This window comes from Sedimentimonas flavescens, assembly GCF_025154035.1.
Classification (GTDB): domain Bacteria; phylum Pseudomonadota; class Alphaproteobacteria; order Rhodobacterales; family Rhodobacteraceae; genus Rhodobacter; species Rhodobacter flavescens.
On sequence record NZ_JAOALJ010000001.1, the window covers coordinates 313,409 to 329,162 of the forward strand.

General features: G+C 63.4%; 13 protein-coding genes. 6 read left to right on the plus strand and 7 right to left on the minus strand.

The annotated features are described in order from the left end of the window. Position 1 precedes the first annotated feature (1 nt). Entirely contained in the window at positions 2-1,597 is a 1,596-nt protein-coding gene (locus N3C64_RS01550; RefSeq protein WP_260011103.1) for an ABC transporter substrate-binding protein, read from the minus strand. A 375-nt stretch (positions 1,598-1,972) separates the two neighbouring features. Between N3C64_RS01550 and N3C64_RS01555 the strand changes: the two genes are divergently transcribed. Both N3C64_RS01555 and N3C64_RS01560 read left to right on the plus strand, forming a co-directional pair. Continuing rightward, on the plus strand, positions 1,973-2,509 hold the full coding sequence (locus N3C64_RS01555; protein ID WP_260011105.1) for a glutathione peroxidase: 537 nt from the start codon (positions 1,973-1,975) through the stop codon (positions 2,507-2,509). Positions 2,510-2,614: 105 nt separating this feature from the next. Beyond that, on the plus strand, positions 2,615-3,742 hold the full coding sequence (locus N3C64_RS01560; protein WP_260011112.1) for an NAD(P)/FAD-dependent oxidoreductase: 1,128 nt from the start codon (positions 2,615-2,617) through the stop codon (positions 3,740-3,742). 40 nt (positions 3,743-3,782) lie between these two features. Here N3C64_RS01560 and N3C64_RS01565 read toward each other — a convergent pair whose 3' ends face one another. The 6 genes from N3C64_RS01565 to N3C64_RS01590 form a co-directional block, all read right to left on the minus strand. Further along, entirely contained in the window at positions 3,783-5,339 is a 1,557-nt protein-coding gene (locus N3C64_RS01565) for a trimethylamine methyltransferase family protein (RefSeq protein WP_218629241.1), read from the minus strand. 70 nt (positions 5,340-5,409) lie between these two features. Further along, positions 5,410-6,495 (minus strand): ABC transporter ATP-binding protein, encoded by a 1,086-nt coding sequence (locus N3C64_RS01570; RefSeq protein WP_260011113.1) that lies wholly within the window; start codon positions 6,493-6,495, stop codon positions 5,410-5,412. Further along, positions 6,488-8,134, minus strand: coding sequence for an alpha-glucosidase (locus tag N3C64_RS01575; RefSeq protein WP_260011114.1), 1,647 nt, complete (start codon positions 8,132-8,134; stop codon positions 6,488-6,490). Before N3C64_RS01575 ends, N3C64_RS01570 begins: the two co-directional genes overlap by 8 nt. Continuing rightward, a complete protein-coding gene (locus N3C64_RS01580; RefSeq protein ID WP_260011115.1) occupies positions 8,134-9,267 on the minus strand; it encodes a carbohydrate ABC transporter permease in 1,134 nt (377 codons plus the stop codon). The genes N3C64_RS01575 and N3C64_RS01580 overlap by 1 nt, the downstream gene beginning before the upstream one ends. Further along, entirely contained in the window at positions 9,267-10,262 is a 996-nt protein-coding gene (locus N3C64_RS01585; protein ID WP_260011116.1) for a carbohydrate ABC transporter permease, read from the minus strand. Before N3C64_RS01585 ends, N3C64_RS01580 begins: the two co-directional genes overlap by 1 nt. Before the next feature lie 48 nt (positions 10,263-10,310). Then, the gene (locus N3C64_RS01590) at positions 10,311-11,660 is read right to left on the minus strand and encodes an ABC transporter substrate-binding protein (RefSeq protein ID WP_260011117.1); all 1,350 of its coding nucleotides are present in this window, start codon (positions 11,658-11,660) and stop codon (positions 10,311-10,313) included. 288 nt (positions 11,661-11,948) lie between these two features. On the opposite strand from N3C64_RS01590, the gene N3C64_RS01595 reads away from it, so the two are divergent. The 4 genes from N3C64_RS01595 (at position 11,949) to N3C64_RS01610 (ending at position 15,653) form a co-directional block, all read left to right on the plus strand. Then, positions 11,949-12,980, plus strand: coding sequence for a LacI family DNA-binding transcriptional regulator (locus tag N3C64_RS01595; protein WP_218629247.1), 1,032 nt, complete (start codon positions 11,949-11,951; stop codon positions 12,978-12,980). 2 nt (positions 12,981-12,982) lie between these two features. Continuing rightward, a complete protein-coding gene (locus N3C64_RS01600) occupies positions 12,983-14,311 on the plus strand; it encodes a GH1 family beta-glucosidase (RefSeq protein ID WP_260011119.1) in 1,329 nt (442 codons plus the stop codon). Next, positions 14,308-15,291, plus strand: a complete 984-nt coding sequence (locus N3C64_RS01605; protein ID WP_218629249.1) for a glucokinase — start codon at positions 14,308-14,310, stop codon at positions 15,289-15,291. Before N3C64_RS01600 ends, N3C64_RS01605 begins: the two co-directional genes overlap by 4 nt. Before the next feature lie 101 nt (positions 15,292-15,392). Next, complete coding sequence (locus tag N3C64_RS01610; RefSeq protein ID WP_260011121.1) at positions 15,393-15,653, plus strand: hypothetical protein; 261 nt, start codon at positions 15,393-15,395, stop codon at positions 15,651-15,653. Positions 15,654-15,754: the final 101 nt, after the last annotated feature.

Here is a 15,754-nt window from a genome sequence, read left to right on the forward strand (position 1 = left end):
CTTACTTCGTCAGATGCGCAAACGAGTTGTCATTGAACGACGGGCCGATGATGAAGCCGTCGACGTTCTTGCGCATGCCCGAAACCTCGATCTCCTGGAACATGATCACGAAGGGCGAGGTCTGCTGGCTCTCGGTCTGCAGCTCGACATACATCTGGGCGCGCTTGGCCGGATCGGCCTCAAGCATCGCCGCATCGGCCTTGGCGGTCATTTCGGGGATGTCCCAGGCGTTGCGCCATGCCAGCGGCTTCGACGCTGCCTCGTCCGAGTTGTCGGGGTTACGCGCAAACGTATCGGCATTGGTGTGCGGGTCCTGATAGTCCGGCCCCCAGCGACCGATATAGATGTCGTGGTTGCGCGCACGATACTTGGTGAGCGTCTGGCCGCCGTCACCCGGGATCAGCTCCAGCTTGACGCCGGCCTCGGCCATGGTCTGCTGGATCGCCTGCCCCATCGCGGTGATCTCGGGCGTGTTGCGCGTGTCCATGGTCACGGTGAAGCCATCGGGCACACCGGCCTCGGCCAGCAGTTCCTTGGCCTTCGCCACATCGAGGCTGAACGGGTTGTCGTTCAGCGCACCCAGGAAGCCCTCGGGCAGGAACGCCTGGTGCACCATGACCTTACCCGCCATGATCGTGTCGGCGATGGTCTGGTAATCGACCAGGTGTTTCATCGCCTGACGCACCTGCGGCTTGGACAGATACTCGTTCTTCTGGTTCAACCCGAGATAGTAGATCGAGCCCTTCGCCCCGCTCTCAAGCTTGATATCGGGATTGTCCTTCAGCGCGGCGATATCCTCGGCCGCCAGGTTGCGGGCAATGTCGATATCGCCTTTCTCCAGCAGCAGGCGCTGCGTCGCGGTTTCGGGGATGTGACGGTAGATCGCACGGGCCATCGCCGGCTTGTCGCCCGCGTAATTCTCGTTGCGCTCCAGCACGACCACCTCGTTGGCGCGCCAATCACGGATCGTAAACGGACCCGAACCGGCATAGTTGACCTTCAGCCATTCATAGCCGAAGTCGCCGTTGGCCTCGTGCTCCATCACCACCTTCTTGTCCACGACCGAGGCGACGGTCGCCGTCAGGCAGTAGAGCACCAGCGTCGGCGCATAGGCCTGGTCCATCTTGAAGTCGAAGCTGTAATCGCCCGTCGCGACGACCATCTGATCGACGTTCTCGGCGTTCAGGCCGAACTGGGTCAGGATGAAGGCGGGCGACTTGTCGAGCTTGACCGCGCGCACCAGCGAAAACACCGCGTCCTCGGCAGTGATCGGATTGCCCGAGGCAAAGCTGCGGCCTTCCTTGATCTTGAACGAGATGGTCTTGCCATCCTCCGAGATGGCCCAGCTTTCCGCGACCTTGCCGAAGATGTCGGTCACGTCCTTCGGGTCGTAGCCAATCAGCGTTTCATAGGTGTTCCCGGCGATCTCGGATGCGGTGAACTCGAATATCTCGGCGGGATCGAGCGAAATGATATCGTCGATCGACCAGGCCTGGACGAGCGTATCGGCAGGGGTTTCGGCCATGAGCGAGGCGGGCGATGCGGTCACAAGCAGTGCGCCAAGCGCCACGCTTGCCAGTAATCGGCTGTAATGCATGGTATCCTCTCTGTTTAGCAGCGACGCGCCCTGGGCGCGTCCGGACCGGTTCATCCGGCCTCCGAATGCGCCGATTAACTGCTTGGTCAAAATTCCTGTCAAGCCAAACCCTGTGTATCGGCACAACAAAATGTTAGCGCGCAAACTGGCGTAGCGGTGCACGGAGGCTGATCAAGACACCTGCCGGGCGTGTCACAGATCTTGATCGCACGCGTGCATTTGCGCCAAGACCTGTCCCTTGCCGCGCGGCTGTGCCTCTACCCCTTTACCGGGTGTTTTGCCTCTATCGCTGCGGGGGCTAGCTTAACCTTGCGCAGATCTTGCCCTATACTCCGGGCCTTCGCCTGACCTGATTTATTGCCACAAAGGATTGCCATGCTTCGCCGGACCTTCCTGAGCCTCGCCCTTGTTGCCGCCGCTCTGCCCGCGCTTGCGGGCGAACCGATGCCGCGCTTTACCTTCCCCTCGGCCGATGGAGGCGTGATCGACACGGCGGATTGGGCGGGCCATACGGTTTTGGTGACGAACACCGCCTCGCTGTGCGGCTTTGCCCCGCAGCTTGAAACGCTTCAGGACCTGCATGAAGAGCTTGGCCCGAAGGGGCTGATCGTTATCACGGTACCCTCGAACGATTTCAATCAGGAACTGGCCACCGCCAAGGAAGCCAAAAGCTATTGCGCGCTGAACTTCGGCCTTGATCTGCCGATGACCGACATCCTGCACGTCGCCAAAGGCCAGGTTCACCCGTTCTACGCCTGGCTGCGCGACACCGAAGGCTTCACGCCCAGTTGGAACTTCAACAAGGTTCTGATCGGGCCGGACGGGCGCATCGTCGGAACCTACGGCGCCTTCGTCAAACCCACCTCGCCCAGCCTGCGCAACGCCATCGACAGCCTCATGCCGCAGGGCTGAGAACAGGCACCTGCCTATTGCACGGAACTTCCACTTTGACGGGGCTTGTCCCTGACCGACCTGCGAAATACATTCACGCCGATGAATGTAAGCCCGGAGCCAACCATGTCTCAGATCGTCATCCTCGGCTCGGGCTTTGCCGCCCTGAGTGCCATTCGCGAGTTGCGCCGCCAGGGCAGCAATGCCGAGACTACCGTGATCTCGCCACGCGATGAGCTGCACTATGTCCCCTCGAGCATCTGGATCCCGGCGGGGGTGCGCAAGGCCGAGAACCTGCGCCTGCCGCTGCGCCGCTTCTTCGAGCGTCACAACGTCAAGTTCATCAAGGCCGCGGTGACAGGCCTCAGCGCCGCCGAGAAACGCATCGACACCGACGCAGGCCCGGTCACGGCAGATCAGATCCTGATTGCCACCGGCGGGCGCTTCATCCGCAAGCTGCCGGGGATCGAGAACGCGATCATCCCCTGCGAGGGGATCGCGGCGGCCGAGGCGATGACCGCGAAACTGGCGGGCCTTGACGGTGGCACCATCGCCATCGGCATGGCCACCAACCCCAATGAACCGGGCGCGATGCGCGGCGGGCCGATGTTCGAATATCTCTTCATCCTTGACACGCTGCTGCGCCGTCAGGGCCGCCGCGACCGCTTCAAGCTGGTGTTCTTCAGCCCCTCAGATCGCCCCGGCGCACGCCTTGGTGAAAAGGCGGTGGACGGGTTGCTGGTCGAAATGAAGCGTCGCGGGATCGAGACGCGGCTTGGCCACAAGATGGTCCGCATCGACCCCGACCGCGTGGTGACCGAGGGCGGCGAGATCCCGGCCGACCTGATCCTGTTCCAGCCAGGCATGACCGGCCCGGCGTGGCTGGCGCAATCCGATCTGCCGCTGTCGCCCGGCGGGATGGTGCGCGCCGATGCTGGCTGCCGGGTCGAGGGGACCGATGCGATCTGGGTTGCGGGCGATGCGGGAAGCTACCCCGGCCCCGACTGGATGCCCAAACAGGCGCACCAGGCCGATTTGCAGGCCAAGGCGGCGGCGGCGAATATCGCGGCGGTGCTGCAAGGCCGCTCGCCCGATGCGACCTTCGTGGCCGAGCTGATTTGCATCATGGATTCGCTCGACAAGGGGATGCTCGTGTTCCGGCGCGGCAAGCTCAACATCGTGCTGCCTGCCCTGCGGCCGCTGCACTGGGTCAAGCGCATGTTCGAGCGCCACTACCTGCGCGCCTTCCGCTAAGCGAAAAGGCCGGCGATCCTGAGATCGCCGGCCTTTCAGATCACATGAAGGCGTCGGGTTCCGCGGCCTTCTTCCTGGCCACATATTCGGCCAGCGCCTCGGCGGTGCCGGGGTCGATGTCCGGGGCCTGATACTCGCCCAGCATCTTCTCGACCCGCTTTTCGGCCAGCGCCATGGTGTCGCGCGCGCCTTCCTCTTCCCACGTCTCGAAGGGCTTGTAGTCGAGCAGGTCGGTCTTCCAGAACGCGGTCTTGAAGTTGGCCTGGGTGTGACCGCACCCGAGGTAGTGACCGCCCGGCCCCACTTCGCGCAGAGCATCCATGCCCTGGCCGTTCTCGCTCATGTCCACACCGGCGGCGAGACGATGCAGGATGCCCAGCTGATCGGCGTCCATCACATATTTCTCGTAGGACGAGACCAGACCGCCTTCCAGCCAACCGCAAGCGTGCAGCATGAAGTTCACGCCCGACAGAAGGCCGATATTGAGGCTGTTCGCCGTTTCATAGGCCGCCTGCGCGTCGGGCAGTTTCGAGCCGCAGAACGACCCCGCCGAGCGGTAGGGCAGCCCCAGACGCCGGGCCAACTGCCCCGCGCCAAGCGTGATTTGGGCCGCTTCCGGGGTGCCGAAGGTCGGCGCGCCCGAGTTCATGTCGATCGAGGTCACGAAGGCGCCAAAGATCACCGGCGCGCCGGGGCGGATCATCTGGCTATAGGCCACGCCCACCAGAACCTCGGCCAGCACCTGCGTCAGCGTACCCGCAACCGTCACCGGCGCCATCGCGCCGCCCACGATGAAGGGCGAGATGATGCAGGCCTGGTTCGCGGCGGCATAGACCTCCAGCGCATCCATCATGATCGGGTCGAAGGTCAGCGGCGAGTTGATGTTCACCAGCGAGGTCATCACCGTGTTCTGATCAACGAAATCTGAGCCGAACAGGATCTTGGACATCTCGACCGAGTCGACGCAGCGCGAGCGCTCGGTCACCGAACCCATGTAAGGCTTGTCCGAGAGCGTCATATGGGCGTGCAGCATGTCGAGGTGGCGCTTGTTCACCGCGACATCGGTCGGCTCGCACACGGTGCCGCCCGAGTGGTGGACCCATTTCGACATCTGGCCGAGTTTCACAAAGTTGCGGAAATCGGCGATGGTGGCGTAGCGGCGGCCACCCTGGCGATCACGCACGAAGGGCGGGCCATAGACCGGGGCCAGAACCAGGTTTTTGCCGCCGATGGTCACGTTGCGCTCAGGGTTGCGGGCGTGCTGGACGAAGCTCGACGGCGCTGTCTTGCACAGCGAGCGCGCCAGACCGCGCGGCAGGCGCACACGCTCGCCCTGAACATCGGCACCCACGGCGCGCCAACGCTCCAGCGCGGCGGGGTTATCGACGAAATTGACGCCGATTTCCTCAAGCACCGTCTCGGCGTTGTATTCGATGATCTGGAGCGCCTCTTCGTTCAGGATCTCCATATTCGGGATGTTGCGCTCGATGAAGCGCGCAAACTCGATCTTGGGCGCGGTCCGTTCAGCGCGACGCGCTGCCCCGCCACCGCCCCGAGCCCGACGCCCTGCACCAGCTTGCACAACCGTTTCTTCCATTGCGGCCTCCGCGTGTTCCTTTCCCCAGTTTTAGCGCGAGGGGCGCGGATGCCATGCGCGGATTGCGACCTCAGCGGTAAAGAAGCGACCGCCCCTCGGCGAAAAGGTGGACCTTGGCAGGGTCGGCGCTCAGCGTGACGCTACGGCGGCGCAGGTCGCTGTGAATGCCGGGAAGCTTGGCGATCACGGCGGGCGCCGCGCCTTCATGGGTGAAGTAAAGCAGGGTCACCTCACCCAAAGCCTCGACGATATCGACGGTGCCGGTGTAGATCCCCTCGCCCTCGGCGGGCACGAAATCCTCGGGGCGCACGCCGATGTTCACTTGTAACCCCATGTCGGTGTCGCGCGTTGGCACATGCGAACGCGCGGTGCCGCCGTTCCTCAGGCGAACGGTGGTGACCTCGCCTGTTCCGATTACCTCGCCGGGCAGCAGGTTCATTGCGGGAGAGCCGATGAACTGCGCCACGAACTCGCTGTTCGGGCGTTCATAAAGCTCCAGCGGCGAGCCGACCTGCGCGATACCCTTGTTGGCCAGCACCACGATGCGCGAGGCCAGTGTCATCGCCTCGACCTGATCGTGGGTGACATAAATCATCGTGCGCTCGGGCATGGCCTCTTTGAGCTGCGCGATCTCGATGCGCGTGGCCACCCGCAGCGCCGCGTCGAGGTTCGAGAGAGGCTCATCGAAGAGATAGACCTTGGGGTCGCGCACGATTGCCCGCCCAATCGCCACGCGCTGCCGCTGCCCGCCCGAAAGCGCCTTGGGCAGGCGGTCGAGATAGGGCGTCAGTTGCAGGATGCGCGCGGCCTTTTCGACCGCCGCGTCGATCTCGGCCTGCGGTTTCTTGGCGATCTTGAGCGCAAAAACCATGTTCTCGCGCACCGTCATATGCGGATAAAGCGCGTAGGATTGAAACACCATCGCAATACCGCGTTGCGCGGGTGGAACATCATTCATGCGCTGGCCGTCGATGAACAGATCGCCCCCGCTGATCCGCTCAAGCCCCGCAATCATGCGCAGAAGCGTCGATTTTCCGCAGCCCGAGGGACCGACGAACACGATCAGTTCCCCCGCCGCGATCTCAAGGTCGATATCCTTCAGGACATTCACCTCGCCGTAGGACTTGGCGATTTGCTTGAGCGAAAGATCAGCCATTTCGGCCTCCGGGGTTCAAAAGCAGGATGCTCGGCTGCCAAGGGCCAAGGTGAAGCGTGTGATCGGGTAAGGGCCGGGTCGAGCCGATCTCGCCGCCGATGGTGATCCAGTCGCCTGCGGGCACGGTGGTATCGACGGGATGGTCCGAGAGGTTGAAGATGCACAGGATCGTCTCGCCCGCGCTTTCTCGCGCAAAGCGGAGCACGTCGCCCTGAACCTCGATCTGTTTCATAGAGCCAGCCCGCAAAGCATTGTGTTGTTTGCGAAATGCGATGACCCGGCGGTAGTGATGCAGAAGCGCGGCAGGATCAAGTTCCGCCGCATCGGCGGCGCTACGGTGATGCGCCGAGGGCACCGGCAGCCAGGGCCGCGCGGTCGAGAACCCGGCATAGACGGCGTCCTTTTCCCAGGCCATCGGTGTGCGACAGCCATCACGCCCCTTGAACTCGGGCCAGAACTCCTTGCCGTAGGGATCTTGCAGATCTTCATAGGCGATCTCGGCCTCGGGTAGGCCCAGCTCTTCGCCCTGATAGAGGCAGACCGACCCCTTGAGGCACATCAAAAGCGTCACGTAAGCCTTTGCGCCTGCTGGAGTAATCCCCCAACGCGAAATGTGCCGCACCACGTCATGGTTGGAATAGGCCCAACAGGCCCAACCCTGCGGCGCTACCCGGTCGAGATGCGCGAAGGTGTCGGCGATGAACTGTGCCGATAGCGGCGCGTGACCGGACAGAAGCTCGAACGCATAGGACATCTGCATCCGGTCCTCGCCCGAGGTATATTCGCCAAGGATCTCTAGCCCGCGCTGGCTATCGCCCACCTCACCCACGGCAGCGGCATTGCAGCCATCCATCAGCGTGCGCAATTTGCAAAGAAATTCAACGTTCTTCGGGTGGTTCTTGTCATAGATATGGCGCTGGTGATTGTAGGGATTCACCTTGGGCGCGGTCTGGTCGTTGCGTTCTGCCACCGGCAGGGGCGGATTGTCGCGCAACTGCTCGTCATGCATGTAGAAATTGATCGTATCGAGGCGGAAGCCATCCACCCCGCGCTCTAGCCAGAACTTGGCGACCGCCAGCAATTCCTGCTGCACGGCGGTGCAGTGGAAGTTCAGATCGGGCTGCTGGATCAGGAAGTTGTGCAGGTAGTACTGCTCGCGCCGCGAGTCCCAGTGCCAGGCCGGCCCACCGAAGATCGACAGCCAGTTGTTCGGCGCCGTGCCGTCGGGCTTTGGGTCGGCCCAGACATACCAATCGGCCTTGTCATTGTCGCGGCTCGCACGGCTTTCCTTGAACCACGGGTGCTGGTCCGAGGTATGGCTGAGCACCAGGTCGATCATCACCTTCAGCCCAAGCGCGTGGGCCGTGGCGATCACCTGGTCGAAATCGGCCAGCGAGCCAAACATCGGATCAACGTCGCAGTAGTCCGACACGTCATAGCCGAAATCCCGCATCGGCGAGGTGAAGAAGGGCGATATCCAGATTGCATCGACACCAAGACTTGCCACATGCGGCAGCCGCCGGACGATGCCAAGCAGATCGCCTACCCCGTCGCCATTGCTGTCCTGAAAGCTGCGCGGATAGATCTGGTAGATCACCGCGCCACGCCACCAGTCCGGGTCTTTCCGAAGAACGTTCATCAACCACCTTTCACCGAGCCGGCCAGAAGGCCGCGCACCAGGTATTTCTGCATTGCAAAGAAGACGATCAGCGGCACGGCAATCGAAATGAAGGCCGAGGCGGCGAGGATCTCCCAGTCGCCACCGCGCGAGCCCAGAAGCTCTCGCAATACGCCCGTCATCACCAGTTGTTCCTTGCGGTTGCCAAGGAAGACGGTGGCCACCAGCAGGTCATTCCAGACCCAGAGAAACTGGAAGATCGCGAACGAGGCCAGCGCCGGGAAGCTGAGCGGCAGGATGATCCGGCGGAAGATCTGGAACTCGGTGGCGCCATCGACGCGCGCGCTCTCGATGATTTCGCGCGGAAGGCCGACCATGTAGTTACGCAACAGGTAAATCGCGAGCGGCAGACCAAAGCCGGTATGGGCCAGCCAGATCCCCATGTAGCCCTTTCCTAGGCCGATCTCGTTGTGGAATTTCAACAGCGGGATCAGCGCGAGTTGTAGCGGCACGACCAAGAGGCCCACGACACCGGCAATCAGCAGCGCGCGGCCTGGAAACTCCATCCACGCCAGCGCATAGGCCGCGAAAGCTGCGATCAGGATGGGAATGATGGTGGCCGGGATCGTGACGGTGAAGGTATTCAGGAACGCCTGCCCCAGCCCCTCGGCCCCGATCACGCGGGCGTAGTTTTCAGTCGTGAATTTCGGCGGCGCGGTGGTGGTCAGGAAGATCCGCATCCCGCGTTGGTCGGTGAATTCGGTGGGCGAGGTCAGCCGGTAGCTGCCGTCCTCGGCCACGCTCAGGGCCTGCCCGTCCTTTAACTCGGCCGCATCGCCCGGTGAATATGCCGCAGGATCGCGTGAATTCGTGCCCCAGGCGCTCAGGCTCTGGCCCTCGGTCAGCACATTGCCGGCGATGACCCACAGATCGCCCTCCTGCGCCTGATCGGCGGCGGTTCCGGCACGCACAAAGTTGCTGGCCTCCGAGGACATACCCGCGCGCCACCAGCCGGAATTGGCGATCTGGTCGCGGTCACGGAACGAGGACACCAGCAAGCCGAAGGTCGGGATCGTCCAAAGCAGGACAAGCGCCAGTGCCGCCAGATTGACCGCCCAGACCAGCCGCGCCCTGGTGCCTGCAATCGCGCTCATCACAGCATCTCCCGGCGGGCGTTGCGGATGTTCCAGACCATGATCGGCGTCACCAGCGCCATGATCACGATGGCAATCGCCGAGCCGCGGCCGTAATCGGGCGCGCCGCGGAACATCCAGTCATACATCAGATTGGCCAGCACCTGCGTGCCCCACTGGCCGTTCGTCATCACAAAAACGATGTCGAAGACCTTGAGCACGACAATGGTGATCGTGGTCCAGACCACGGCGATCGTGCCCCAGATCTGCGGCACCTTGATCTTGAAAAACAGCTGCCAGGAGTTGGCGCCATCAAGGATCGCGGCCTCGATCGTCTCTTCGGGAATACCGCGCAGCGCGGCCGACAGGATCACCATGGCGAAACCCGTCTGGATCCAGATCAGCACCGCCATCAGGAAAAAGTTGTTCCAGAACAGAAGCGTCAGCCAGGTCTCGGGCGGGTTTCCAAGCGAGGTCCAGATCGCGTTCAGCAGGCCGATCTGTTCCTGCCCCTCGGCGCGGTAGTCGTAGATGAACTTCCAGATCACGCCCGCACCCACGAAGGAAATCGCCATCGGCATGAAGATGAAGCTTTTCGCGGCATTGCCCCAGCGGATGCGGTCGGTCACCTGCGCCGCCAGCAGCCCGAAAAAGGTCGAAGCGGCAGGCACCACCAGAAGCCAAAGCATATTGTTGAAGATCGACTCGCGGAACTTTGCGTCGCCCATCAGCCAGCGATAGTTGTCGAGCCCGACGAAATCCCGGCTGTCGGCATCCATAAGGCTGCGCCAGGCCGAGTTGATGACGGGATAGACGAGGTAGAGCGCCAGGAACAGCACCGCCGGGCCGATGAACAGCCAGGGGCGGATCATGTTGGCGCGCAGGATGTTGCGCCCCGCATCCTCGCCGCGCGGCGGGTAGAGGCTGTCGAGCACCCAGTTCGACCCCCAGAACCACGCAACGCAGCCAAAGACGCCCGCGACGATGGTTCCGCCTGCAAATAACAGCTGTTCCACAGCGCCCCCCAGAAAAAGGCCGCCCGCGTTTGGCGGGCGGCGCTGGTCTTACTTCAGGGTATCCCAGGTAGCCTGGATCGAGGTGGCAACGTCCCCGGCAGGCTTGCCACCCGCGTAATCGACCATTCCGGTCCAGAACGCGCCCGCACCGATTGCGCCCGGCATTAGGTCGGACCCGTCAAAGCGGAAGGTCGTCGCGTTCAGCAGAATCTCACCCATCTTCTTGAGCGTCTCGTCCCCGTAAACATCGGTATTCACCCCCTTGTAGGGCGTGACGAAGCCGGTCTGCGCCATCCAGATCTCATGCGCGATGGGGCTTTCGAGGAAGGTGATGAACGCGTCGGCCGCCGGGTTCTCGGTCAGCTTGGCAAACATCGTGCCCGCCCCCAGAACCGGCTGACCCAGATCCATGCCCGCATAGGCCGGGAAGTAGAAGAAATCGGCATCCTGCCCGATCACGGTTCCCTCTGGGAAGAAGGACGGGATGAACGAGGCCTGACGGTGCATGTAGCACTGCGGCGGCGACGCAAAGAGCCCCTTGGGGCTGTCGCGGAAATCGGTCGAGGCCACCGCCCCGGCACCGCCCGCCACGAAGGCATCGTTGCGCGCGAACCAACCGAACGCGTCGATTGCCGCGACGACCTTGGGATCGTCAAACTTGACGTCGTTCTTGACCCATGCGTCGTAATCCTCGGGCGCATTGAGGCGCAGCATCATGTCCTCGACCCAGTCGGTCGCGGGCCAGCCCGTCGCGCCGCCCGACCCCAAACCAATGCACCATGGCGTGCCGCCATCAGCCACGATCTGTTCGGTCAGCGCCTTGAGATCCTCCATCGAGGCGGGAACCTCGTAGCCCGCATCCTCGAAATTCTCGGGCACATACCAGACGAGCGATTTCACATCGGCCTTGTAGGGGAAGGCATATTGATGCGCCTGCCCGTCCGGCCCGGTGTAATTGCCGTAAGCCGCCCAGCTGTCGCCTGCGGCGTAGTTGTCCTTGATCCACTGCTCGGTGCCATCCGCCAGCGGCTTGAGATGCCCCTTCTTGGCCAGATCGGCCGCCAGCCCCGGTTGCGGGAACACGGCCACATCGGGGGGCGAGCCCGCCTCAGCGTCGATCACGATCTGCTGCTCGAAACTATCCGAGCCAGCATAATCCACCTCGACCCCGGTCGCAGCCTCGAAATAGGCGATCACGCTTTCGACCAGATCCTTGTCCGCTGAGAGCCAGGGCCCCAGAACGGTCAGCTTCTGACCCTTCAGGTCCATCGACTTCAGCGCCTCATAGGACGCCCAGTTGAAACGCGCATCCTCGCCCGGCGCGTATTTGAGATCCTGCGCAGCCGCCGCACCGGCCGCCAGCGCCAGAACCGCTGCGGAAAGATAAAGTGATTTCACCGTTAAGCCCTCCCAGACTCGGCAATGTTCCTTGAAACCGCCGCCAGAGTCGCGTTGCCCCGACTCATTATCAAAGCGGTTTGGATGCGTGACAGTCGGCCAATCGCTCAAGAAAGTCAATCAAACTGCGCGCCGCAAATGTGCAATAAAACATATGGAAGGTTTTCACCTACAGAAATTTGTTATCGTTAACATAGACCGATTGACGTCAAACGTGCGCGCAAGTAATCTCGGCAAATTCCAAACCGCTTTGAACTCTTTTCCTGCGGCGCGACGGAGCTGTGCACGATGAACCTCAAGCAACTGGCGGGCCATTTGGGCCTCTCCCCGACGACAGTCAGCCGTGCACTCAACGGCTACCCAGAGGTCAACGAGGCGACCCGCAAACGCGTGGCAGAGGCCGCACAAACCCATAACTATCGCCCCAATACGCAGGCCAAGCGGCTGGCGACCGGGCGCGCAATGGCGATCGGCCATGTCATCCCGATCTCGACCCAGCATGAGATCGTGAACCCTGTGTTTGCCGATTTCATTTCAGGCGCGGGCGAGGTCTATTCGCGCTCGGGGTATGACATGGTGCTGACCATCGTTCCCGACGATGACGAGGAACGCGCCTATCGCGAGTTGCGTTCCAAGGGGAACGTGGACGGGATCATTGTCCACGGCCCGAAAGAGAGCGACAAGCGCGTCGCGCTGCTGAACGATATCGGCCTGCCCTATGTGGTGCACGGGCGTTGCTCGGGGGTGGAAGCGCCCTATTCATGGGTGGACGTGAACAACGCCCGCGCCTTTCAGCGCGCGACCGATTTCCTTCTGGATCTTGGCCATCGGCGCATTGCCCTGATCAACGGCATCGACACGATGGATTTCGCGTTGCGCCGGTTGCGGGGCTATTCCGATGCGCTGGCGGCGCGCGATGTTCCGCTGGACCCGCAGCTGATCGTCTCGGGCGAGATGACCGAGGCACAGGGCCATGACACCGCCCGAGACATGCTGCGGCTGCCCGATCCGCCGACCGCGTTCCTGACCGCCTCTCTGCTGTCGGCCATGGGCGCGCGGCGCGGCATCGAGGAGGCCGGGCTGCGCATGGGCCGCGACATCTCGATCCTGACCCATGACGACGAACTGGGCTATCTGCGCAATGGCACGGATGAGCCGATCTTCACCTGCACCCGCTCGTCGGTGCGCGAGGCGGGGCGGCGCTGCGCGCGCATGTTGCTTGACCAGATCGCCCAGGGCGACGCCAGCCCGCGCTCGGAACTGCTGGAGGCGGTGCTGGTGGTCGGGCAATCGACCGGCCCCGTCAGGCGGCAGGGCTGACGATGCTGCCCGGACGCGCCGAGTTCCCACCCGATTTCCTGTTCGGCGTCGCGACATCGTCCTATCAGATCGAGGGGCATTCCTTCGGCGGTGCGGGGCCAACGCATTGGGATAGCTTCGCCGCGACCCCCGGCAATGTGGTGCGCGCTGAAAACGGCGCGCGCGCCTGCGACCATTACCATCGCTGGCCCGAGGATCTGGACCTTATCGCCGGAGCTGGCTTTGACATCTACCGCTTCTCGACCTCCTGGGCGCGGATCATGCCCGAGGGGCGCGGCGCGGTGAATGCCGAGGGGCTGGATTTCTACGACCGACTCGTGGACGGGATGCTGGCGCGCGGGTTGAAGCCCGCGCTGACGCTCTATCACTGGGAGCTGCCCGCCGCGCTGGCCGATCTGGGCGGCTGGCGCAATCGCGACATCGCGGGCTGGCTAGCCGATTTCACCGAGGTGGTCTGCCGTCGCCTTGGAGACCGGATCTGGTCCGCCGCCCCGATCAACGAACCCTGGTGCGTCTCGTGGCTGAGCCATTTCGAGGGGCACCACGCCCCCGGCCTGCGCGACATCCGGGCAACCGCCCGTGCCATGCACCACGTCCTGCTGGCGCATGGCCGCGCGATCGAGGTGATGCGTGGCCTCGGCATGTCGAACCTGGGCGCGGTGTGCAACTTCGAATTCGCGCATCCGGCCGATGGTCCAAAGGCAGCACAGATCGCCGCCAGACGCTACGACGCGATCTACAACCAGTGCTTCGCCTCGGGCCTTTTCAAGGGCTTCTACCCCGACGCGGTCCTTGAGGGCCTTGGCCCACACATGCCGAAGGGCTGGCAAGATGATTTCGGCGTGATCGGCGCGCCGCTCGACTGGTTCGGGATCAACTACTACACCTGCAAGCGCATCGCCGCCGCCGATACCCCCTGGCCCGCGCTGCAAGAGGTTCCCGGCCCTCTGCCCAAGACCGCCATGGGATGGGAGATCTACCCCGACGGCCTGCATCACTTCCTGACCATGCTGGCGCGCGATTACACCGGAACGCTGCCGCTTTACGTCACCGAGAATGGGTTGGCCTCACCCGACCCGCTCATCGACGGGAGCATCAACGACCAGATGCGCCTTGGCTATTTCCAAAGCCACCTGGCGGCCTGCCGGCGCGCCATCGCCGATGGCGTGCCGCTGAAGGGCTACATCGCCTGGTCGCTGATGGACAATTACGAATGGGCGCTTGGCTACGAAAAACGCTTCGGCCTCGTCCATGTGGACTTCGAAACCTTGCAGCGCACCCCCAAGGCGTCCTATCACGCTTGGATGAAGGCACTGGAACCCCGCGCATGACCGATATGACCCCTGATCGCTACACGCTTCTGGCCGATATCGGCGGGACCAACACGCGCGTCGCGCTGGCCGAGGGTGGTCGCCTGCTGCCGCAGACCATCGCGCGCTTCGCCAATGCCGGGCGCGCCTCGTTCTATCCGATCCTGAGCGAGTATATGGCCAAGGAAGGCGTGCGCGACCTTGCCGGGGCCTGTATCGCCGTTGCCGGGCCGGTCTCCGCCGCAGGCGACAGCGCCGAGATGACGAACCTGTCCTGGGTGATCGAGGCTGATGAGGTCGCCCGCGTAACCGGCGCCGAGACGGTCGCGATCCTCAACGACCTTCAGGCACAGGGCCATGCGCTGGGCCACCTGCCCGAAGGCGCCACGCGCACCCTGATCGAGGGCGCCCCGGCCGAGGCAGGCGCAAGTCGCCTTGTGGTCGGCGTTGGCACCGGGTTCAACGCGGCCCCCGTGCACGAAGCTCCGGGCGGGCGCATCGTCGCCGCCTCCGAATGCGGCCACGCAGCCCTGCCCGTTCAGGATGCCCGCGACATGGCGCTGATGGAATTCGTGCATAGCGCGCATGGCTTTGCCGCCGTCGAAGACGTTCTGTCGGGCCGTGGGTTCGAGCGTGTCCACGCTTTCGTCACCTCCGAGGCCGGAGCCCGCGCCGACATTCCCGCCGCGCAGATCATGGCGGCGATGCAGGCGGGCGACCCGCTTGCGCAGGCCACCGGGCGGCTCTTCGTGCGGATGTTGGGCATGGCCGTGGGCGATCTGGCGCTGATCCACCTGCCCTTCGGCGGGCTATACCTGTGCGGCGGCGTTGCCCGCGCCTTCACCCCCTGGCTTGAACAGTTCGGCTTTGCCGAGGCATTCAGGGCCAAGGGCCGCTTCTCGGTGCTGATGGCTGAATTCCCGGTGCAGGTCATCGAAGATGACTACGCGGCCCTGACCGGCTGCGCGACCTATCTTCAGGCGCTGCGCGGGCGCAAGTAAGCAGGGCGCGCGCGATTTGCCGCATTCCGCGACGCTACTCCGTCGCCAATCTTTGCCCCAAGACCCGCATCACGTTGGGTCATGCGAGCAAAGGAATAGCAATGAAATCAGGCAAGTTTACACGTCTCGCCCCGCTCACGCTTGGCGCGCTTCTGTTGGGCAGCGCGGCAATGGCCGGGCACAACACCCCTTGGGCGTCCGAGGATGACTCGGTCCTGAGCCAGTATCATGAGGAGAACCTCGCCCAGAGCATCGATACCCCCGGCGAGGATGAGATGCTTGGCGTGATGGTGCAGAATGCGCGTGGCAAGCTTGAGGACAGCCTCGGCCACGAGCGCCAGTCCGGCACCGGGCGCCGCTAAACGCCCGCGCCCCGCCTCTTCCGGCGGGTTTTGCTTTTCAACGCGGTGCGACGCCTCGTCATCTCGTTTTTTCGCTTATGCGCATATACGCATGAGGGAAA